The organism is Amycolatopsis sp. CA-211722, assembly GCF_056828465.1.
In genome coordinates this window covers 8,124,488-8,145,735 of sequence record NZ_CP184752.1, presented here as the reverse complement: position 1 = coordinate 8,145,735, position 21,248 = coordinate 8,124,488, and the positions used below count along the sequence as shown (strand labels likewise).

18 protein-coding genes are annotated in these 21,248 nt (G+C 69.6%); 6 read left to right on the top strand and 12 right to left on the bottom strand.

Annotation, left to right across the window (positions count from 1 at the left end):
- Positions 1-26: 26 nt before the first annotated feature.
- Together ACOCEP_RS37225 and ACOCEP_RS37220 are read right to left on the bottom strand one after the other, a co-directional pair.
- The gene (locus tag ACOCEP_RS37225; protein ID WP_482334399.1) at positions 27-986 is read right to left on the bottom strand and encodes an ABC transporter permease; all 960 of its coding nucleotides are present in this window, start codon (positions 984-986) and stop codon (positions 27-29) included.
- Positions 979-3,888 (bottom strand): alpha/beta fold hydrolase, encoded by a 2,910-nt coding sequence (locus ACOCEP_RS37220; protein ID WP_482334397.1) that lies wholly within the window; start codon positions 3,886-3,888, stop codon positions 979-981. The genes ACOCEP_RS37225 and ACOCEP_RS37220 overlap by 8 nt, the downstream gene beginning before the upstream one ends.
- Positions 3,889-4,162: 274 nt before the next feature.
- Between ACOCEP_RS37220 and ACOCEP_RS37215 the strand changes: the two genes are divergently transcribed.
- Together ACOCEP_RS37215 and ACOCEP_RS37210 are read left to right on the top strand one after the other, a co-directional pair.
- On the top strand, positions 4,163-5,137 hold the full coding sequence (locus tag ACOCEP_RS37215) for a TerC family protein (protein ID WP_482334395.1): 975 nt from the start codon (positions 4,163-4,165) through the stop codon (positions 5,135-5,137).
- A 30-nt stretch (positions 5,138-5,167) separates the two neighbouring features.
- Complete coding sequence (locus ACOCEP_RS37210) at positions 5,168-7,129, top strand: S9 family peptidase (RefSeq protein WP_482334393.1); 1,962 nt, start codon at positions 5,168-5,170, stop codon at positions 7,127-7,129.
- A gap of 57 nt (positions 7,130-7,186) precedes the next feature.
- On the opposite strand, the gene ACOCEP_RS37205 is transcribed toward ACOCEP_RS37210, so the two are convergent.
- From ACOCEP_RS37205 to ACOCEP_RS37195, 3 genes are all read right to left on the bottom strand, one after another.
- Positions 7,187-7,843, bottom strand: a complete 657-nt coding sequence (locus tag ACOCEP_RS37205; RefSeq protein WP_482334391.1) for an RES family NAD+ phosphorylase — start codon at positions 7,841-7,843, stop codon at positions 7,187-7,189.
- Positions 7,844-7,940: 97 nt separating this feature from the next.
- On the bottom strand, positions 7,941-8,522 hold the full coding sequence (locus tag ACOCEP_RS37200) for a DNA-binding protein (protein ID WP_482334390.1): 582 nt from the start codon (positions 8,520-8,522) through the stop codon (positions 7,941-7,943).
- A 324-nt stretch (positions 8,523-8,846) separates the two neighbouring features.
- Entirely contained in the window at positions 8,847-9,827 is a 981-nt protein-coding gene (locus ACOCEP_RS37195) for a LacI family DNA-binding transcriptional regulator (RefSeq protein ID WP_482334388.1), read from the bottom strand.
- Positions 9,828-9,941: 114 nt separating this feature from the next.
- Here ACOCEP_RS37195 and ACOCEP_RS37190 point away from each other — a divergent pair, with 114 nt between their 5' ends.
- Complete coding sequence (locus ACOCEP_RS37190) at positions 9,942-11,465, top strand: FGGY-family carbohydrate kinase (protein WP_482334386.1); 1,524 nt, start codon at positions 9,942-9,944, stop codon at positions 11,463-11,465.
- On the opposite strand, the gene ACOCEP_RS37185 is transcribed toward ACOCEP_RS37190, so the two are convergent.
- Positions 11,396-12,082, bottom strand: coding sequence for a helix-turn-helix domain-containing protein (locus tag ACOCEP_RS37185; protein WP_482334384.1), 687 nt, complete (start codon positions 12,080-12,082; stop codon positions 11,396-11,398). The two genes, ACOCEP_RS37190 and ACOCEP_RS37185, sit on opposite strands and share 70 nt — an antisense overlap.
- A gap of 30 nt (positions 12,083-12,112) precedes the next feature.
- Between ACOCEP_RS37185 and ACOCEP_RS37180 the strand changes: the two genes are divergently transcribed.
- The 3 genes from ACOCEP_RS37180 to ACOCEP_RS37170 all read left to right on the top strand — a co-directional run bounded on the left by ACOCEP_RS37180 (position 12,113) and on the right by ACOCEP_RS37170 (position 13,985).
- A complete protein-coding gene (locus ACOCEP_RS37180; RefSeq protein WP_482334382.1) occupies positions 12,113-12,517 on the top strand; it encodes an NUDIX hydrolase in 405 nt (134 codons plus the stop codon).
- A gap of 199 nt (positions 12,518-12,716) precedes the next feature.
- Complete coding sequence (locus tag ACOCEP_RS37175; protein ID WP_482334380.1) at positions 12,717-13,202, top strand: MmpS family transport accessory protein; 486 nt, start codon at positions 12,717-12,719, stop codon at positions 13,200-13,202.
- 15 nt (positions 13,203-13,217) lie between these two features.
- Positions 13,218-13,985, top strand: a complete 768-nt coding sequence (locus tag ACOCEP_RS37170) for an ABC transporter permease (RefSeq protein WP_482334378.1) — start codon at positions 13,218-13,220, stop codon at positions 13,983-13,985.
- Here ACOCEP_RS37170 and ACOCEP_RS37165 read toward each other — a convergent pair.
- The 6 genes from ACOCEP_RS37165 to ACOCEP_RS37140 all read right to left on the bottom strand — a co-directional run bounded on the left by ACOCEP_RS37165 (position 13,948) and on the right by ACOCEP_RS37140 (position 21,230).
- Positions 13,948-14,634: a histidine phosphatase family protein gene (locus ACOCEP_RS37165; RefSeq protein ID WP_482334376.1), complete on the bottom strand. Its 687-nt coding sequence runs from the start codon at positions 14,632-14,634 to the stop codon at positions 13,948-13,950. The two genes, ACOCEP_RS37170 and ACOCEP_RS37165, sit on opposite strands and share 38 nt — an antisense overlap.
- Positions 14,635-14,815: 181 nt before the next feature.
- Positions 14,816-16,684: a Na+/H+ antiporter gene (locus ACOCEP_RS37160; RefSeq protein ID WP_482339894.1), complete on the bottom strand. Its 1,869-nt coding sequence runs from the start codon at positions 16,682-16,684 to the stop codon at positions 14,816-14,818.
- Positions 16,685-16,724: 40 nt separating this feature from the next.
- Positions 16,725-17,120: a VOC family protein gene (locus ACOCEP_RS37155; RefSeq protein ID WP_482334375.1), complete on the bottom strand. Its 396-nt coding sequence runs from the start codon at positions 17,118-17,120 to the stop codon at positions 16,725-16,727.
- A gap of 5 nt (positions 17,121-17,125) precedes the next feature.
- Complete coding sequence (locus ACOCEP_RS37150) at positions 17,126-17,530, bottom strand: helix-turn-helix transcriptional regulator (protein WP_198941864.1); 405 nt, start codon at positions 17,528-17,530, stop codon at positions 17,126-17,128.
- A gap of 120 nt (positions 17,531-17,650) precedes the next feature.
- The gene (locus tag ACOCEP_RS37145) at positions 17,651-20,722 is read right to left on the bottom strand and encodes a glycosyl hydrolase 2 galactose-binding domain-containing protein (RefSeq protein WP_482334373.1); all 3,072 of its coding nucleotides are present in this window, start codon (positions 20,720-20,722) and stop codon (positions 17,651-17,653) included.
- Positions 20,723-20,843: 121 nt separating this feature from the next.
- Positions 20,844-21,230, bottom strand: a complete 387-nt coding sequence (locus tag ACOCEP_RS37140; protein ID WP_482339893.1) for a YchJ family protein — start codon at positions 21,228-21,230, stop codon at positions 20,844-20,846.
- Between the last annotated feature and the right edge of the window lie 18 nt (positions 21,231-21,248).

Genomic DNA, 21,248 nt, shown 5'->3' with positions numbered 1-21,248 from the left:
GGTGATTTTCCGGTACGGAAACGCTCTCAGCTGGTGATGTCCTTCGTCGCGAACCGGCGGCCGGCCAGAAGGAAGAACACCGTGCCGTACAACGCGGCGGACAGCATGCCGTTGGCCATGTTCGTCCAGTCGATGTCGGTCGAGATCAGATCCATCCACGAGAACGCGAAATGCGTCGGAAGATAGTCGCGCAGCCCTTCCAGCGCGGTGATCTGGTCGAGGATCTGGGAAACGATCGCGACGATCACCGCCCCGCCGACGGCGCCCAGCGGGGCGTCGGTGGCGACCGAGAGCAGCATCGCCAGACCGGCCACCCACGCCAGCTGCAGGATGATGTAGACCGTCGCCAGCCCCATCGCGACGAGACTGTCGCCGAACGACACCGCGTCCCCGGTCGGGCTGATCGCGTCGCCCGCGCCGTAGAAGATGACGCCGACCACCAGCGAGACCAGCGGCAACAGGATCAGCGCGACCGCGGAGAGGATGCCCGAGACGATCGCCTTCTGCCGCAGTACCCGATGCCGGGGGACCGGCATCGCGAGCAGGTACTTCAGGCTCGACCACGACGCCTCGCTCGCGATCGTGTCGCCGTAGAACAACGCCACGATCATCGGCAGCAGGAACGTCCCGGACACGAACAGCGCGAGCACCACGAAGTTCGGCGCGCTCGCGGTGGCGAGGTCGACGAAGCCGCCGCTGCGGCGGTTCGGGTTGGCCTGCCCGATCTCGAACGCGATCACCAGGATGAACGGCAGCAGCGCGACGAAGCCCAGCATCAGCTGGGTCCGACGCCGTTTGAGCTGGCGCTTCAGTTCGACGCCGAGCCGCAGCGTCCGGTCGGCGCGGTACCCCGCCACCGCCCCGTCGGGGCCGACCTCGGTCGGTTCGTGCGACGCGACCTCGGTCAGCTCCAGCAGTGCCGCCGGATCGGTGTGCACGCCGTGATCCGCCCGGGTCGCCGGGCCGGAACCATTGGTCTTACTCACCCTTCGAGTCCTCTCCGACCAGCTGCAGGAACGCGTCTTCCAGACGACGTCGCGGCCCGGCCTGCTCGACCGCGACCCCGGCCCGCACCAGGGCGGCGACCGCCTCGGCGCGCGCGAGACCGTCGAGATCCGCGTGGACCAGTTCGCCGTCGATGTCGACGCCGGAAACGCCCCCGACCTTTCGCAGCGCTTCGGCCGCTTCGGCGGGCTTGTCGACGCGGAACGTCGCCTCGCCGCTGGACGCGGCCAGTTCGCCGACCTCGCCCGAGGCGACCAGCATGCCGCGGTGCATCACGACCACGTGCGTACAGGTCTGCTCGACCTCGGCCAGCAGGTGGCTCGAGACCACCACGGTGCGCCCGGTCGCCGCGTAGCGCTGGAGCACTTCGCGCATCTGGTGGATCTGTGGCGGGTCGAGCCCGTTGGTCGGTTCGTCGAGCACCATGAGCTCCGGGAGGCCGAGCATCGCCTGCGCGATCGCGAGCCGTTGCCGCATGCCCTGGCTGTAGGTGCGGACCCGCCGGTTCACCGCGTCGCCGAGCCCGGCGATCTCCAGCGCCTCGGCGAAATGCGCCTTGTCCCTCGGACGGCCCGTGCTCGCCCAGTACAACTCCAGGTTCTCCTTGCCGGACAGGTGCGGCAGGAAGCCCGAACCCTCCACAAAGGACCCGATCCGGGACAGCACCGGCGCGCCGGGCGCGATCAGGTGGCCGAACACGCGGATGGTGCCCGCGGTCGGCGTGATGAGCCCCATCAGCATGCGCAGGGTGGTCGTCTTGCCGGCGCCGTTCGGCCCGAGCAGGCCGAGCACCTGACCGGGTTCGACGCGGAACGACAGATCCTTCACCGCGACGAACCCGCCCGCGTAGGCCTTGCGCAGACCATCGATCACGAGCGGCGTCTTCGCCAGGCTCTCGTCGACGTCGTGGGCGCGGCGGCGGCGGAACGCGGCGATCACCGTGATCGCGATCCCCGCGAGCAGCGTCCCGGCGATCCCGAGCAGCTGCGCGGTGGGCGCGCCCGCGCCGACCGAGTTGCCGGGGACGACCGGCACGCCGAGCCGTCCGCCGTCGGCCAGCCCGATGCGGAACACCGCGGGCTCGACCGGCGTCGCGAACGCCTGGTCGGTCGTGCCGACGACCAGCCGCAGGGTGTGACCGGCCTCCAGCGGCCGCACGATGCCCGGCAGCGTCACCGTCACCTCGACCGGGCTGCCGTCGGCGGGCAGGCCGGAGACGCGGAAGGGGGCGACGGCGTTGGCCGGCAGCGTGCGGACACCTTCCGAGTTGACGTCGTAGAGCTTCGCGAACAGGACGGCTTCCTTTTGCGGAGCCGCGGCGGACGGATCGGCCGAGACCTGCAGCCGGACCGTCGACGAACCGGCCACGATCGTCTGCGCGTCGAGCGCCGGCGTCGCGAACTGCGCGGCCTGCCCCGGCGGGTCCAGGCTGAACAGTCCGGAAAGGCGGGACGAACCCGCCACCGCTCCGTTCAGGCCGGGGATCCCGCTCACCGCGGCGGGGTTGCCGCCGGCGGGGCGCACGACCGGCTGGGCCGGGCCCGCCAGGGTGAACTGCCGCCGTTCGGTGGCGTCGCCGGTCGCTCCCGGGTACGCCGGTGCGGTGACGGTCCGGACCGAGGGGGCGCCGTTCGCCCGCAGCGTGCCCTGGATGTCGTAGCTGAACCCGGTGCCGGGATCGGTGCCCTGCCCGGTGAGGGAGAACTTGAGGAAGTCGGCGATCTGCGCACGCAGCTTCTGCCCGGGCTTCCCGCCGTCGTGGCCGCCGGTGTACCAGATCGTGCGGACCTTGCCGCCCGCCGCGGTGATCTGCCGCGCCGTCGCGTCGGACTGGTCCAACCCGAACAGTGTGTCGCTTTCGCCCTGTACCAGCAGGGTCGGCACAGTGATCTTGTCCGTCACGGACGCGGGGGAGACCCGGCGGAGCAGCTCGACGGTCTTCTGGCTCGCCTTCCCCGTGGTGGCGAGCTCGGTGTAGGCCTGGCAGACATCGGTGGTGAACCGTCCACAAGGGTCGGCCGGGCCGGCTGCCGGCCGCTGGCCGTTCTGCCCGCCGAGCGGCAACGACTGCGCCGCGGCTCCCGCCGCGCCCGCGCCCTGCGCCGCACCGGATTCGCTCGTCTCGTCACCCGCTTCGGGCGCGTCGTTGCCGGGAGAGCCGCTCTGCGCCGCGCCGGAACCGGCGGAGAAGAAGATGCCCGCCCACGACCTCTTGAAGACGCCGTCCGCGGTGAACGCGCCGGCGGCCGGGGTCGTGGCGTCCGGCGCGGCCGGGGCGGCGGCGTTCGGGAAGAGGCCCTGCGCGAGATCGTTGTAGGTGATCACCGGCGCGATCGCGTCGACGCGTTTGTCGGTCCCGGCGAGCAGCAGGGAAAGCGCGCCCCCGTACGAGGCGCCGGACACGGCCACCTTCGGATCGCCGTTCTCGCTGAGGACCTCGGGCCGCGCGGCCAGGGTGTCGATCAGCTTCTTGGCGTCGGCGACCTCGCGGTCGGGGTCGTTCAGCGCGATCTTCCCGGTGCTGCGGCCGAAACCGCGCGCGGACCAGGTCAGCACGACGAAACCCTTGTCGGCGAGTTCGCGGGCTTCGGCGGCGACACTGTTCTTGTCACCGCCGAAACCGTGGGCGAGCAGGACGGCCGGGGCCGGGGTCTGTTCGGGCAGGTACGTGGTCGTGTCGATCTTCACGACCTCGGACGAGCCCGGGGTTTCGGGCAGGTCGAGGGTCGCGTCCTGGGTTTCGACCGCGGACGGCGCGGGTTCGCTGTTCGTCCACACGACGGCCGCGGCGGCCAGGACCACCACGACCGCGGCGAGCGCGGTGAGCTTCGCGCCTCGCGTGCGAGGGAGCGGGATTCGGGGCACGGAATGACCGTATTTCACCGAAGCTGAGAATCGCTTCCCTGGCACACACGGACCACACATGTGTGCGGGGTGTGACGGGAGTTACGCCATCTTCTTGGTGACAAGGGCAACCTTAACTGGCGTCATGCGTACAGACAGGTCAAACTGGACCAGCTGTGAGGGGAGTATTCCTTCGCGGCGGTGTCGTCAGCACGGTGGCCTTCGCGGGCCCCCGGCACCGTCGGCCGGTATCGCACCGGCGGAAGAGACCTCCGGTTAGTTGCTGCTGTGCACTATCCGGAGGGTTGGATACATGTCTGTTCCCCTGTGGCTGTGGATCGCCACGGTCGGTGGCCTGCTCGCGCTCATCGCGCTGGACCTGGTCATCGTCGATCGCAAGCCGCATGAGGTCACCACCGGCGAAGCCGCCCGGTGGGTCATCTTCTACATCGCCGTGGCCATCGCGTTCGGCGTCGGTGTCTGGGTGTTCGCCGGCCACGACCCGGGGGTCCAGTTCTTCACCGGGTACATCACCGAGTACTCGCTGAGCGTCGACAACCTGTTCATCTTCATGATCATCATGACGTCGTTCAAGGTGCCCGCGATCCATCAGCACCGGGTGCTGCTGATCGGCATCCTGCTCGCGCTCGCCATGCGCAGCGTGTTCATCGCCGTGGGCGCCGCGCTGATCGCGCAGTTCGTCTGGGTCTTCTTCCTCTTCGGCGCCGTCCTCATCTGGACCGCGGTCAGCATGGTCCGCAACAAGGACGAAGAAGAGGAATACGAGGAGAACGCGCTCACCCGCTGGGTGCGCAAGCTCTTCCCGGTCACCGAAGAGTGGCACGGGCACAAGTCCTTCGTGAAGAAGGACGGCAAGCGCTGGATCACGCCGATGTTCCTGGTGATCGTCGCGATCGGCAGCGCGGACCTGTTGTTCGCGGTCGACTCGATCCCCGCGATCTTCGGTATCACGCAGGAGGCCTTCCTGGTCTTCACCGCCAACGCGTTCGCGCTGATGGGTCTGCGCCAGCTGTACTTCCTGCTCGGTGGCCTGGTCACCAAGCTGGTGTACCTGTCCTACGGTCTCGCGGTGATCCTCGCCTTCATCGGCGCCAAACTGTTCCTGCACGCGCTGCACGAGTACCACGTCGTCCCGGACTGGCTGGACATCAACAACTGGGTCTCCCTGGGCGTCATCGTCGTGGTCCTGACCGTGACGACGGTGGCCAGTCTCGCGAAGGCGAAGAAGCTGGAAGCCGCTGAGCAGGAATCTTCGATCAGTAGTTAGAGCTGCTAAGGATCGGGTACCGTCGGGGCCGTGCGTCCCGTTGACATCGAAGCCCTGACGGTCCCCGGCAGCCTCGCGCTGCGCGGCGACCTGCTGCTCACCGCGGTGAGCAGGCCTGATCTGAAGACGAACGGCTACCGCGGAGCCCTGCGCAGGGTCGACCTGGGTGGCGGCGGGGAAGCGGCCTGGACCCACGGGGCCAAGGACTCCGCCCCCGCCCTCTCGCCGGACGGCCGGTGGGTGGCGTTCCTCCGGGCCGGGGAGGGCTCCGGGCGCGCGGCCAAGCCGCAGGTGCACGTGATGCCCGCGGCCGGCGGCGACGCGAAACGGATCACCGGCCTGCCCCTCGGCGCGGGCGCCCCGGTCTGGGCCCCCGATTCCCATCGGATCGCCTTCGTCGCCCGCGTGCCCGAACCCGGCCGGTACGGCACCGAGAACGCGGACGGCGAAACGCCCGAGCCGGGCGAAGAAGCGCCGCGGCACATCAAGAACCTCTTCTACCGCGTCGACGACGTGGGCTTCCTCGACGACCGTCCACAACGTCTGTTCGTCGTGGACGCCGTCGCCGCGCTGGACGACGAGCCGCCCGCCGAGCTCACGCCGCTGACCGACGACCGGGCCGACGTCCACCATCCCTCGTGGACGATCGACGGTGAGCACGTCCTGTTCACCGCTCCGCGTGACTGGGCCGCCGAGGACACCGTCCGTTCGGACGTCTACGCCGTGCCCGCGGGCGGCGGCGAACCCCGGCAGCTGGTCCGGTCCCTGGGCACCGCGGACCGGCCCGTCGCCGCCCCGGACGGTTCGATCCTGTTCTACGGCAACGAATTCCCCGGCGAGGAAGACGTCGCCCGCAACACCGGGCTCTGGCAGGCGCCGTGGCCCTCCGGTGACGAGCCCTCGTCTCCGCGCCGGTTGACCGACGTCGAAACGGTGGACTGCGACCACGCGGCCAGCCCTCCGGTCGTCGTCGGCGGCGAGGTCCTCGTCGTGGTCGGCACCCGCGGTGCCGCCGAGCTGCGTGCCGTTCCCCTCGGCGCCGAACTCGCCGAGCTCGGGTCCCTGCGCCGCCTCGCCGGTGAACGCGCCGCGGTGAAGTCGTTCGCCGTCGACGGCGAACGGATCGTCGCGGTGATCGGGACGCCCGAGAGTTCCGGTGACGTCGTACTCGTTTCGGACGGCGAACCGCGTGTGCTCACCGACTACTCGAAGGCGTTGCGGGACACCGGGATCCGGCCGCTGGACGAACTGAACGCGACCGCCCCGGACGGCTATCCGGCCCACGGCTGGGTCGTCCGGCCCGAGGGGGACGGGCCGCATCCCGTGGTCCTGATGGTCCACGGTGGACCGTTCGCGGCGTACGAATGGAAGGTCTTCGACGAGGCGCAGGTGCTCGCCGACGCGGGCTACGCCGTCGTTCTCGGCAACCCGCGCGGTTCCGCCGGCTACGGCGAAAGCCACGGCCGGAGCATCGTCCACGGCCTCGGCACGGTGGACGCGGACGATCTGCTGGCCCTGCTGGACGAAGCGCTCAAGCTGCCCGATCTGGACGGTGACCGGGTCGGCGTCATGGGCGGCTCGTACGGCGGGTTCATGACGAGCTGGCTCGCCGCGCACCACGGCGGCCGGTTCCGCGCCGCGTGGAGCGAGCGCGCGGTCAACGCCTGGGACTCGTTCGTCGGAAGTTCCGACATCGGCTGGTTCTTCGCCGGGGGCTACGCCGGCGACGACATCGAAGAGCAGCGCAAGCGCAGCCCGCTGACGTACGCGGGGAAGATCGACATCCCGTTCATGGTCGCGCACTCCGAGCAGGACTGGCGATGCCCGCTGGAGCAGGCGCAGCGGATGTACGTGGCACTGCGGCGGAACGGCGTCGCGGCCGAATTCCTGCTGTTCCCCGGCGAGGGGCACGAACTCACGCGGTCGGGGCTGCCGCGGCACCGGGTGCAGCGGTTCGACGCCGTGCTGGAGTGGTGGGGCCGCCACCTCTGACACCTCGTGAGTGGTAAGGACGGTTAGAACCGTCCTTACCACTCACGAGGGCAGGGCTCAGCTGAGCAGCGTGTAGTTCAGCTCTTCGCAGACCCGGCCCAGCGGGACGTCGAGCCCCGGATGGTCCAGCGGGAGCAGCACGTCCGGCGCGACCGGCAGCGAGTTGCCGGCGGGCGGATCCCACAGCGCGAGCGCGGGGCCGCCGGAATCCATGGAGGACCGGTACCAGACGCCGTCGAGGTCACCGAAGGCGGCGCGGATGGCGCGGGCCCAGGCCTGGGTGATCTTCTTCGGGCCGCTGGAGATCTCCTGCGAGGCACCGACCCGGGTCGGCCAGAGGCCGGCGAGGTCGAGCAGCCGCAGCGTGCGGGTCGGCCGGACGACGACCAGCCGCGGGCCGCGGGACTTGCGGTCGACCGTCGACGTGGTCTGGAAGACCTCCGCGACGCTGGTGCGCACGGTGAGACCGAAGTACAGGACACCGTTCCCGGGGTCGGTGACCGGGCGACCGCCGCGACCGGGGGTCTGCGGGTCGAACCGGCCGTGCGGGAGCGGGCCGCTGTAGCGGAACGAATTCCACTGCTGGGGGTGGTTGCCGTGCGCGGTGAAGATCCTGACCAGCCTGGTGCCGGGGTGCACCGTCACCACGTCGTTGGTGCGGTGCAGCTCCTTGACCAGGACAGAGCGTGCGGGCGGCAGGGGAAGCCGGGCCATACCTCGGGAGTCGTCCGTCCTTGTCGGGTGATCTTGCTCGGTGGGGTCAGCCTACGGCCTACCCCCGACTGAAATTCTCCGTCGTCGGGCAAGGATCTCAGAACGGTGAACCCAGCGTGGCCACCAGTCTCGCGACGTGCTCGGGATCGCCGCCGGACAGGAGCCATTGGCGCGGGGTGGCGGGGTGGTCGTTGATCACCAGATCGGCCTGCGGGGTGCTCATGAACGCGGCGACGACGAGCGCGGGCTGGTCCTCGGGGACGGCGCGCAGCACGACCTCCAGGCCGGGAAGCACCCCGGAACCGGCGAACTGCCAGGCGGGCAGCCGCCAGCCCTGGTCCTTCCAGCCGGTGAGCCTGCCCTCCTTCAGGCGGTGCCTGATCCGGCTGTCGTCCACGCCCAGCGCCTTGGCCGCTTCCAGCACACTCAGCGCGGAATCGGCGAGAACGGCGTGCGCGGCGACCGTGCGGGCGCGGAAGTCCGGCTCGTCCTCGTCACGGGGGGAGAGGTCCAGCCCCACGTCGGTGAGCGCGGCCCGCTGGTCCGCCGAGAAATAGTGCGACGGGTCGGGGTTCGGTGGGGTCAGTCTCCGCGCCGCGTCCTCGACGAGGTTCAGGAACTCGTTGGCGTCGACCTTCAGGCCCGCCTTGGCGAGAACGTTCTCGAGCGCTATCGACATAGCGCCTAGGGTAACGCGTCTGTGCGGGTTCGTGCGGTCTCATCTCGATTTCGTGGGCGAATTCACCGGAGACGAACACAGAGTGCACGGAATCAAACACGTGCAGTAGGCAACGTCGCCACAGTCTGCCCGGATCGGGCGAGCTTGTCCAGGAGTTCGGCTTGACAGGTGGTAAACGGGAACTTACCTTCCGAAAGGTAAACGATTTCTTCCCACCGCTTCGGAGAACCCGGCTGGTGTGGGGCCGGCTTGGGGGAACAAGGGGGTGGGGCGTTCCTGGGCGGCCGGTGCGAGCCGGTCGCCCAGGCACGTCGTGCACGCGGGTCAGTCGCGACGTGAGCTCCGGCGCACGATCAGTTTCGCCTGCAACGTGGTCGTCGTGGCCTTGCGTGTGCTGTCGCCGATCCGCGCGAGCAGCAGCTCGGCGGCGACCTTGCCCACCTCGTTCGCGGGCTGGGCGACCACCGTCAGCGGCGGGTCGATCAGCGTCGTCCACGGCGCGTCGTCGAACGACACGATCCCCACGTCCCGTCCCGAGCGCAGGCCGCGCGCGGCCAGGGCCTCCAGGACACCGATCGTCATCGTGCTGTTGCCGACCAGCAGCGCGTCCGGCGGCTCGGGCTCGTCGAGCAGGCTGAGCGCGGCGAGCCTGCCGCCCTCGGCGCGGAACTCGGCCCGCCGGGTGAGCGCGTTCTCCTCGCCGACCGCGTCGGTGTAACCGGCCAGCCGGTCTTCGGCCGTGCGCACCCCGGGTGGCCCGCTGACGCAGGCGACCCGCCGGTATCCGCCGTCGAGCAGGTGCCGGGTGGCGTCGCGGGCGGCGAGCCGGGTGTCGACCAGCACCTGGTCGCCGGTGTTCTTCAGCAGCGGCCGGTCGACGGCGACCACGGGGGTGCCGCGTTCGGTCAGCCGGTCGACGTTGGTGGCCCGGCCGGTGGGGGAGAGCACCACGCCGGCGACCCGTTCCTGGAGCGCGACGTCTATGTAGCGCCGCTCCTTCTCCTCGTTGTCGTCGGCGTTGCACAGCACCACCGAATAGCCCGCCGTCTGCGCGATGTCCTCCACGCCGCGGGCGATCGCGGTGAAGAAGGGGTTCTCCACGTCGGAGATGATGAGCGCGAGTACCGCGGTCTCCTGACGGCGCAGATTCCTCGCGAGCCCGTTCGGGTGGTATCCCAATTCGGCCGCGGCGGCCTGCACCCGCGCCGCGAGCACCGGGTCCACAGTGGACTTCCCGTTGAGCGTTCTCGACACGGTCGCCGTCGAAACCCCGGCCTTCGCCGCCACGTCGTTGATGGTGGCCACCGTGACCTCCCCTTCCACGGGTGTGTTGACACCCTCGCACGGGAAGAATAGCTTGGCCGACAATCGTTACCATCCGCTGATCGCGCTACTCGCGCGGAGGAGTTCGGAGGCGTCGTGCGAGAACCGGGCCTGGTGCTCGGCGTCGACATCGGCACTTCGAGTTCCAAGGGCGTCCTCGTCGATTCCCGGGGCACCGTGGTGGCACGGGCGTCCCGGCCGCACGAGACCTCCCGGCCGCGTCCCGGCTGGTTCGAACACGACGCGGAAACCGTGTGGTGGCAAGATTTCCTCTCGCTGGCGAGAGAGCTTTCGGCGGGCGCGGAGGATCATCCCATCATCGGGGTGTCGGTCAGCGGGATCGGGCCGGTGCTGCTGCCCGCCGACGCTTCCGGGAAACCGTTGCGCCCCGCGATCCTTTACGGCGTCGACACCCGCGCATTCGACGAAATCCGCGAATTGAACCGGGAATTCGGCGAAGAATCCATTGTGGAACGCGGCGGGAGCGCGCTCGGCTCGCAGGCCGTCGGGCCGAAATGGCGCTGGCTGGCCAAGAACGAGCCGGACGTGTTCGAGCGGGCGAAGCTCTTCTTGATGGCGAGCTCGTTCCTCGTGCTGCGATTGACCGGCGAGTACGTCCTCGACCATCATTCGGCGAGCCAATGCGATCCGATGTACGACCTGCGTGAGGCGCGCTGGGCGCCGGACCGGGCGGCGGCGATCGCCCCGGGCATCGACCTGCCCAGACTTGCGTGGCCGACCGAGGTGGTCGGTTCGGTCACCGCCGAGGCGGCGGCGGAAACCGGCCTGCCACAAGGGATTCCGGTGACGGCGGGAACCGTCGACGCCTGGGCCGAGGCGACCAGTGTCGGGGTCACCGCGCCCGGGGACACGATGCTCATGTACGGCACCACGATGTTCCTGATCCAGATGCTCTCCGATCCCCGCCCCGGGCGGGGACTGTGGACGACCCGCGGCGCCTTCCCCGGAACTTATTCGCTCGCCGCTGGCATGGCGACTTCCGGCGCGATCACCGATTGGCTGCGGGAACTCGTCGGCGGCGAGTTCGGGGAGCTGGCCGCGGCGGCGGCCGAGGTCCCGGCGGGCAGCCGCGGTCTGCTGATGCTGCCGTATTTCGCGGGAGAACGGACACCGGTGCCGGATCCGGACGCGAGAGGGATCATCGCCGGGCTCACCACGTCCCATGATCGTGCGGATCTGTACCGCGCGGCACTGGAAGGCACCGCATACGGCGTGCGGCACAACCTCGAAGCCATGCGCGAGGCCGGTGGCGGCTCCGGCCGGTTCGTCGCCGTCGGCGGCGGGACACGGGGCGGGGTGTGGACACGGATCGTCAGCGACGTCGCGCGGATCGAGCAGGAGATCCCGGCGGAAACCATCGGCGCCGCGTTCGGGAACGCCGTTCTCGCGTCCGTCGCGCTGGGGCGGGAGCCGGATATCGAAGCCTGGAACCCCGTCGCCGAAATCGTCCGTCCTGGCGCGGACGCCGATGTCTACGACGAGTTCCATCCGTACTACCTGGACCTCTATCGGTCCACTGTGGACATCGCTCACTTCCTGGCGCGGAAGAACTCGCTCGCCTTCAGTCCGGAGAACTCCCGGCAATCCCGGCTCAAGTGAGCTTGATCGGCGTAGCCCGCCGAGAACGCCAGCGAGGCGAGATCCGGCGCTGATCCCGCGAGGCCGATGGCGCGCTGGAACCGGCCGACCCGCAGGTAGGTCGCCGGACCGTAGCCCACCGCGAGGGTGAACCGCCGGCGCAGCTGCCGCTCCCCGGTGGCGAACGGCTCCAGCGCGGCGGAAACCCTGGACGCCCCGCCGTCCAGCCTGGCGATCAGCTCCGAGACCTCCCGGTCGGCCGGTGCGGTGCGTCGCCGCGCCACGACGTCGGTCAGCGAAGCGGCGCCGGAGAGCACCTGCTCGGCCAGCAGTTCGCCGTCCTTCCCCCACAGGTCGCCGAGGGGGACACGCTGATCGCGCAGCTCGTCGGCGCCCAGGCCCAGGACGTCCCCCGCTCTGCCGGGGGCGAACCGCACGCCCCGCGCAGGGCCCCTGGTCTCCCAGGTCCAGGCAGCGGTGTCGGGCCCGGCGACGAAGACCTCGCCACCGCTCTCCACCAGGTCCACGCAGCCGTCGGGCACTATCCGCTTCGGCACCGTGCCCGCGGCCTCCCACAGGCAGCGCACCACGCCGGCCGTCCCGCCGGGCGCCGTCGTCTCCCGATACACGGTTGCCATGATGCCCCCGGCCTACGACAGAATCAGGCCGTGCCCGAAGCAGAGATCGATTCACTGGCCTGGATCCACGTCCGCGACCGCCGTCTGCTTTCGGTGCGGACCGAGGGAAAGACCAAGTTCTACCTGCCTGGAGGCAAGCGCGAACCCGGTGAGGGCGACGTCGCCGGGCTGTGCCGGGAGATCAGGGAAGAACTCGGTATCGAGCTGGACCCGCAAAGCTTTCGCTTCTTCGCGGTGCTGAACGAGCAGGCCGACGGTTTCGCCGACGGCCGCCGCGTCCGCATGACCTGTTACACCGCCGACCATCGCGGGGAGCCCGCGCCCGGCCGTGAGATCGCGGAGTCCGCCTGGCTGTCGTCGGCCGACGCGCACCTCTGCCCGCCGGCCGGGCGGCGGATGCTCGGGCTGCTCGCCGACGCCGGTCTCGTCGACTAGTCAGGTCACTCAAAGTGAGCTGATCGGCTCACTCTGCTTACGCCGATCGCCCCATGACCAGGCGGTATCCGCTCACTGGGACACCCAAAAGGGTGAATATCGGGTTTCTTCCCGATAACGGCTAACGCGGAGTCACCTTCGTGCGAGAAGTAGTCGACGCACTCGACGGAAGTGCGCTCGGACGAGAGAAGACCTCTCCATGGGTGTTCCCACCGCGACCCCTCCGGCATCGGCGCCGGGACAGGGTGCCCCCGGCAGGCTGAAGCCGCTGGGGACCGTCGTGGTCGTGCTGGGTGTGATGGCCGTCGCCGTCACCCTGACCAGTTACGTGCTGCCGAAGACGTCGAGGCCCGTGCAGAGCCAGCCCGCGCCGCAGGTCGAACAGGCCGTGGCCGCCGTGCGTACCGTGATCCACTCCGTCGTCTACGAGCTTTCCGGCGCGGCGGGCGCCCGGAACGTCACCTACGTCGCGCAGGGTTCGGAACTCATGCAGAAGACCGAAGTGACGACGCCGTGGAGCACCACCTTCGAGCGCAGGAGCGAGGAAGGCCGCGACGAGTTCTACAGCCTGTCCGCGCAGGGGTCGGGGAGCCGCGCGCTGCGGTGCCGGATCCTCGTCGACGGCGAGGTCGTCAGCGACCGCACCGCCCCCGCCCCTGGCGCACCGGTGACCTGCACGTCCTAAGGCAGGATCATCCGGGTGACGGATGGTGCGATCGAGTTCGGCCCGGTGCTCGCCGTGGTCCTGGCCGTGCTGGCGATCTTCGGCGCGGCGGTGGTGCAATTCGGGCGGCTGGGCCAGGGCAAGGCGGTGCTGTTCGCGGCCGCGCGCGCCGTCGTCCAGCTCGCCGCCGTGTCGCTGGTGATCGTCGGGATCCTGAAATCGGGCTGGCTGACCGGCGGTTTCGTGCTGCTGATGTTCACGATCGCGGCGGTCACCTCCGCGCGCCGGATCGGCGTGGCGAAGGATCTCGCGTGGGTCGCGCTCGCCATCGCGTCCGGGGTGGTGCCGGTGCTGACGCTCGTGCTCGCGACCGGGGTGGTCCCATGGCGGCCGATAGCGATCGTGCCGATCGCCGGGATCGTCATCGGCGGCGCGATGTCCGCGACCTCCCAGGCGGCGAGGCGCGCGCTGGACGAGCTCGTTTCCCGGCACGGCGAATACGAAGCCGCGCTGGCGCTGGGCTTCCTTCCCCGGCCGGCCGCGCTGGAGATCTGCCGCCCCTCGGCGGGGCACGCGCTGATTCCCGCCCTCGACCAGACCCGGACGGTCGGCCTGGTGACCTTGCCCGGCGCCTACGTCGGTGTCCTCCTCGGTGGCGCCGGGCCGGTGCAGGCCGGGGTGACCCAGGTGCTCGTGCTCGTCGGGCTGCTGGCCGCCGAGGCGGTCGCGGTCCTGGTCGTCGTGCACCTGGTCGCGGCGGGCCGGATCAGCCGAAAGGCGACTGAAGATGCGACGTGTCGTTGAACCGCCGCACCATCCAGTTCTCGCCCGACACCACCAGATGGGAGATCGAGCCGTTGTCCGCGCCCAGGAACGCGAACCGGTTCTTCGCGCCGCTCGCCTGCGCGAAGACCTCGCCGATGACACCGCCGTGGGTGAACACGGCGATCCTCCGGTCCGGGTTGGCCGCCGCGAGCCTGCCGATGGCCGCCCTGATCCGCCCGCCGAACGATTCCATCGTCTCCGCGCCGGGAATGACGTCCCAGCGCTGTTCGCGCCACAGCTGTTCGACGATCGGGTGGCCTTCGTAGGTATAGCGCCGGAAGAGCCCGTTCTCCCAGTCGCCGAGGTGGATCTCCCTCAGGTCCGGCTCGACCTCGGGGGTGAGACCCAGCTTCGCCGCCAGGGGCGCCGCGGTCTGCGGGGTCCGGCGCAGCGTCGTCACGTACAGCGCGGAGATCCGCTCGTCCGCCAGGCGGCGCCCCACCCGCTCGGCGTGCTCCCTGCCTTCCGGCGCGAGGTCCGGATCGGCCTGCCCGTCGACGAGGTCGAACGGGTTGTCGCCCCTCGCCGGGGCCGATTCACCGTGGCGGACAAGGAAGATCTCGGTCGCGCCCGGGGGAGGTGAGAACCGGTGCTGGCGGTATTCGACTTCCTGCTCAGGGGTGCTCATATCCGGGACCCTACCGAGGTCGTGTCCGGTGAGTCTTGTTCGCGGTCTTCGCGCCCAGGCGGCCCCTGACGGCACGGGCGGATGCGGCCGAGTACGACCCGGTACGAGGCCGATCCGCCCGCACCGCCAGGAACCACCTGGATCACGAAGCCCATCGAACAAGACTCACCGGACACGACCTTCAGCCCAGCTGTTTGTCCACGAAACACCAGCGCCAGGTCTCGCCGGGCTCGTGGCTGCGCATCACCGGGTGCAGGGTGTCGTGGAAATGCTCGGTCGCGTGCTTGCCCGGCGAGGAGTCGCAGCAGGCGACGTTCCCGCATTTGACGCATTCGCGCAGGTGCACCCAGGTCATCCCGTTCTCGACGCAGACGGCGCACACGTCCGGGGAGCTGGGCTCGACCGACGGCCAGTTCTTGGTCAGATGCTTGCACGATCCCGCCGTCGCGGCGGGGGTGCGCAGTTCCCGATCGGAGTCCGGCACGGTCTCCTCCTCCCTGTCCAGCATGGATTCCTCGATGTCGAGGCGTTCGAGGATCCGGCGCAGGACATCATCATCGGCCATCCCGGCGTCACGCGCCTCCAGGAACTTCTCCCGTTCGACTTCGAGCAGCCTCAATCGAAGCCGCCGGTACGCGTCGCTCGGTGTTTCGGTCAGCGCGCTCTGCCTGCCGAGCTCCTCCCACGCCGAGTCCGAACGGTGCTGAAGCCGGCTGCGCAGCCGCTCGACGATGTCTTCCGGATCCTCGGGGGTCCGGATCTTCTCCAGCTCTTCGAGCGCTGCCCTGGTCATGTCGTGGAGCACGGCCGCCTCCTGCAGCGCGTCCTCGGCCGGATCGGGCGGCGGCAGCTTCAGGCGGCGGACCAGCACCGGCAACGTCGTCCCGTGCAGCAGCAGTGTGCCCGCCACCACGACGAACGCGACCAGCACCAGCACGGCCCGCTGCGGGGTGTCCGCGGGCAGCACGAACGCCGCGGCGAGCGTCACGACGCCGCGCATCCCCGCCCAGGCGATCACGGCCGAATACCGCCACGGCCAGGCGTGACGGCGGAACACACGGCGCGCCAGGCCGATCCCGGCCATCCACACGATCCGCGTGACGATGGTCGCGGCCAGGGTGGCGGCGCAGATCAGGACCAGTTCCAGGGCGGTCAGGCCGCTGTCGCCGACCTCGGTCATGATCCGGCGGACCTGCAGCCCGATCAGCAGGAAGACGATGTTCTCCAGCAGGAACTGGATGGTCTGCCAGTTCAGCCTGCTGGCCAGCCGCGAGCGGCCCGAAAGCATGCTCGGCGCCTTGTGCCCGAGGATCAGCCCCGCGACGACCACGGCGATCACGCCGGAACCGTGGATCGCCTCGGCGGCGAGGTAGGCGACGAACGGGACCACCAGCGAAAGCGCGGTGTCGGTGACCGGATCTTCGAGGCGGGTGCGGATCAGCGCGGCGAGCGCGCCGACGGCGAACCCGATCACCAGCCCGCCGCCCGCGGCCAGCAGGAAATCCCCGCCGACCTGCAGCAGGCTCACCGAACCCGCGATGGCCGCGATGGCCGTCCGCAACGCGACCAGCGCGGCCGCGTCGTTGAACAGGCTTTCGCCCTCCAGCAGCCTGGTCAGCTTGCGCGGCATCCCGACCTTGCGGGCGACGGCGGTGGCCGCGACCGCGTCGGGCGGCGCGACCACCGCGCCGATCGCGAGCCCGGCGGCCAGCGGCAGCCCGGGGATCACCAGCCACGCCACGACCCCGACCGCGGCCGTGGTGAAGATGACGAGCCCCACCGACAACAGCAGGATCGGCCCGCGGTTGCGCCGGAAGTCGATCAACGAGGTGCGGATCGCGGTGGCGTAGAGCAGCGGGGGCAACAGCCCCAGCAGCACGACCTCCGGATCCAGTTCGTACTCCGGGACGCCCGGCACGTACGACGCGGCGACCCCGACCGCGATCAGGCACAGGGGCGCCGACCAGTCGAGTTTCCGTGCCGCGGCGGTGACCAGGAGGACGGCCACCACCAGTGCCACTAGTTCTACCGCGATCTCCACGCCGCTCATCATCACCCGGGAGCGTCAGTGCGCGCGCATCGAGGCCCGGCTACCGCTCCTCGAATCGCACCAGATTGCCGGCCGGGTCGCGGAACGAGCAGTCGAAAGCGCCCCAGGACTGCTTCATCGGTTCTTGGACGACGTCCGCGCCCCTCGCCTGGATCCGGTCGAAGGTGCCGATCAGATCGGGGGTGGACAGCACGATGATCCCGTGGACGCCCTTGGCCATCAGTTCGGCGATCGTGGCGCGTTCCTGGTCGGTGAGCTCCGGATCGGCGGCGGGCAGGTGGAGCAGGAGCGACGTCTCCGGCTGCCCCGGCGGGCCGACCGTGGCCCGGAGCGGGCCCTCGTCGCGCACTTCGAAGCCCAGGATGTCGCGATAGAAGGAAACCGAAGCCCCGAGATCGTCCGCGGGGAGGTAGGAAGCCTGAATCGAGAGGGTCATACGGCTCAAGGTAGGTCGGCGCGCGGCGGCGTCGCTTCTCGATTCCTGATCGGTCGCATGACCTGTTTGACGACGCAGCCGGGCATGCCCCGGCCGTCTTCCGCCGCCTGTTTGCGGTACGCGCTCGGCGAGATGCCGACCAGCTCCGAGAAGCGCGTGCTGAACGTGCCCAGTGAGGAGAAACCGACGTCGAAGCACACTTCGGTGACCGACATGTCCCCGCGCCGCAACAGCATCATGGCTCGCTCGATCCGGCGGGTCATCAGATAGCTGTACGGCGATTCGCCGTACGCGGCGCGGAACTCGCGGCTGAGGTGCCCGGCGGAGACGTGGACGCCGCGCGCCAGCGCTTCGACGTCCAAGGGCTGCGCGTAGTCGCGGTCGATCCGGTCGCGGACACGGCGCAGCATCGCCAGGTCCCGCAAGCGCGGGTCGGGTTTGCCGGTCACCCGGGAAGCGTAACCCACGCCGGACACCGAAAGGCCCCCTTCGCCGGGCGGCGAAGGGGGCCCTCTCAGGCGACTCCCGGGCTAGAGCGTGATCTTGTCGATGTTGGGGCCGCCGTTCGCCGTGGTGGCGACCGCCTTGATCTTGTTCACTCCCGTCGCCAGCGTGACCTTGACGGTTCTGGTCGTCCAGTTCGGCCAGGCCCCGGTGCCACCGAAGCCGACACCGGACGCGCTGATCGAACCGTTGACGGAGAAGTCGAGCGGCCGGTTCGACGTCGTGCCGTTCGCATAACGGACGACGACGTCGTAGGTGCCCGCGGACGGCACGTTCACCGTCCACTCGACCGAGCTGCCCGCGACGTTGTCGTAGTTGACGAACCCGGAGCCGGTGAACCCGGCGTGGTTGGACTCCACCGCGCCCTGGACGATCGAGGCGTCCTCGGCCTGGTAGTCGACCGGGTCGCTCGGGCCGGAGCCGTCCGCCGGAACGGTCTGCGTACCGGTGTTCCAGCCCGAGACGCGTACCGAAGGCTTGGAGCCCTTGAGATCGGCCGTGCGGTACTTCGCGGTCAGCGTGGTCGTTTCACCCGGCCACAGGCTCACCGCGTTGTCGTTCCACTCCACCGGAAGCACCGGCTTGCCCGCGGCGTCCACGACCTTCGAGTCGACGTAGAACGCCGGGAGCTTGCCGCCCGAGGTGTTCTTCAGCGTCACGGTGGTCGTGGTGGTGCCGTCGGCACCGGCCACGGACTTCGCCGTCGCGCTGACGGCGGACTGCCCGAGGTTCTTCAGCCCGGTCAGGTCGGCGTAGCCCGACTGGGGGGTGTAGTACCAGTCGCTGCCGCCCCAGTTCAGCGTGTCGGCCTTGGTGGAGAGCCAGTACACGTTGCGGCTGACCTCCTTGCCGGACGAGTCGGTGAGCACCAGCTTCGCCAGGTAGGTGTTCGACAGCCCGCTCACCGCCGGGACGGTGACCGCGGTGGCCTTGGCGCCCAGCGCGCCGACCGACAGCCCGGTCTTGGTGTTGCTGTACTTCTCGGTGCCGTCGAGGTTGTACAGCTTCGTGGTCGCCGTCAGCCCGCTCACCGCGTTCGACGTCTGGTTGAGCACCACGACCGAGCGATTATCGTGCGAGTACTGGATGTGCAGCGGCTCGTTGGCCTTCTTCGCCCCGTAGTAGGCGCCGTTCTGGTCCATGTAGGCGTCGAACAGCTGCCAGTGCAGCGAGGTCCACGGGCTGTTGAGCATCCAGTAGATCAACCCGGTCGACGGGTTGGTCGAGTCGGTGTAGTTGCGCGAGTGCGACTCGAACTCCGCGCGGACGTTCTCGTACTGCGCGAGCTGAGCCTTCCGCACGAAGTCGTTCAGGTCGGCGGGAGCGCCGTAGCGCTTGGTCAGCGCGGTGGCGAAGAGCTTCAGGTTCGCGAACGTCGTCGACGAAGAACGGTGGTACTGGGGTGCCGACGGGTCCTTCCACATCGTTTCCAGCTCACTGTCCGACATCATCCGCTTCAACGTGTCCATCGTCGGGATGTCGACGCCCGCGCTCGTCTCGGAGTTGAAGCTCCACGCGCCGCCACGGTCCTTTTGCGACTTGTCGTACCAGTAGACGGGCGGGACGTAGTCGTACGGGCCGTTCATCTTCATGCCGGACGCGCCGGTGATCGGGGACGGCCGCTTCGACGCCGACGGGATCACCGGGAGGGTGAAGTCGGCGGCCTTCATCGCGTCGAGGTAACCCTGCTCGATCCGCCGGTCCGGCGCGAAGTCGCTGCCGATGTGGAACGAGATGACACTCGGGTGGTCACGCAGGCGCTCGGCCTCGGAGAACATCGACGCCTTGGCGATCGGGTAGTCCGACTCGACCCAGGGCTCGCCCTTCTCCTCGCCGTTGACGTGCCCTTCCCATTTGTCGCAGCATTCCCAGCCGGGCATGGTCAGCACGCCGAGGTCGTCGGCGAGGTCGAAGAACTCGTCCGGCTCGATGTGGCCTTCCAGCCGGACCGTGTTGAGCCCGAGGTTCAGCACGTACTTGAGCTTGTCGGCCGCCGCGGTCTCGTTCCAGCGCAGGAACAGGTCCGGTGTGTAGCCGCCGCCGCGGATCAGCAGCGGCTTGCCGTTGACGCTGTACTGCCGCCCGCCGCTGGAGTTCAGCGGTGCCTTGACGTCGCGGACACCGAACTTCGACTTCGAGGCGTCGGACGGCGTGCCGCCGACGCTCGCGGTCAGGTCGAGTTCGTACCGGTGCTGGCCGCCCATCCCGGCGGGCCACCAGAGGTTCGGCTTGTCGAGACCGACCACCGGGAACGTCACGGTCTTGCGTTCCTTGGCGGCCAGCGAGACCGTCTGGGTGACCGGCTTGCCCGCGACCGTGCCGGCGACGGTGGCCTGCACCGCGTTCGCCGAGTCGTTGCGGACGTCGGCCTTCACCGTGAGGTCGGCGTGGTCGAGCGAGGAGTTCAGCTTCTGGACCACGTGGGCGCTGCGCAGGGCGACCGCGCCACTGCGCCGCACGAGGACGTCGCGCACGATGCCCATGTTCTGGTCCGGCGGGGTCTGCGCCCAGTCGATCCAGCCCATCGAGAGGTCGTTGTTCGGGTCGTTGGGGTAGACCTTGAACGCGACGCTGTTGACGCCCTGGCGCACGTGCGAAGTGATGTCCAGGTCGTGGCGGGTGTAGGCGCCGTTGACCTGGTCCTTCGTCGCGATCCTGGTGCCGTTGACCCAGACGTCGGCCTTGGAGAGCACGCCGCTGAAGTCGAGGTACGTGCGCTTCGAGGTGTCCTCGACGTTCAGGTCGGTCCGGTACCACCACGGCACCGAGAACTGCGCGGTCGGGACGTTCTTCATGTTCGTCGAGTAGAACGGGTCGGCGTACTTGCCGTTCTGCAGCAAGCCGGCGTAGACCGTCGAGCGGGACGACACCGGGTACCAGCCGGCGGTGGGGAAGCCCGGCTTCGACACCGCCGAGTCGTCGCTGACCTGCGCCGAAGACTGGATCACGTAACCGGGGATCGGGGTGGCGTTACCCGCGACGGCCACCTCCGCGCCGGTGGCGGCAGGGGCGGTGGTCACCCCGCAGACCGCGGCGGCCAGCGCGGTGACGGTCAAGGCCAGTAATGGGATCCGGGTTCTCTTCTGCCGAAAACTCACGAGCGCGCCTCCTCGGGCACACGGCGGCGGACCTTGGCGAAATCGTTAAGAAAGTTCCCTAACAATATTGGGGGAGATAGTAGCCGCCTCGTGGCGCGGAGAACAGACCCTTGCGCCGGACTCAGCCGACGGGCGCCACGTAGCTCCACTGCCCGTCAACGCGGACGAAATGGCTGTTCTCGTGCATGCTGTCCGCCCGGCGGTCCTGCCGGTAGTGGGCCCGGAACTCCACGGTGCCCTCTTGTTCCAGCAGTCCGCCGCCCGTCTTGCCGAGGATCTCCAGGAACGTCCAGCGCTGCCCGGGATCGAGCTCCAGGTCGGCCGGCCTGGTCTTCGGATGCCAGGTCTTCGTGAGGTATCCGGTGTCGCCGACGGCGAACGCGCTGAACCGCGACCGCATCAGGAGTTCGGCGGTCGGCGCGGTCGCGGCTCCCCGGTGGAAGCGGCCGCAGCACGCGCCGTAGGGCTCGCCAAGGCCGCAGGGGCAACGGGACTCGTCGGTGATCACAGGCACGCCGCCGATTGT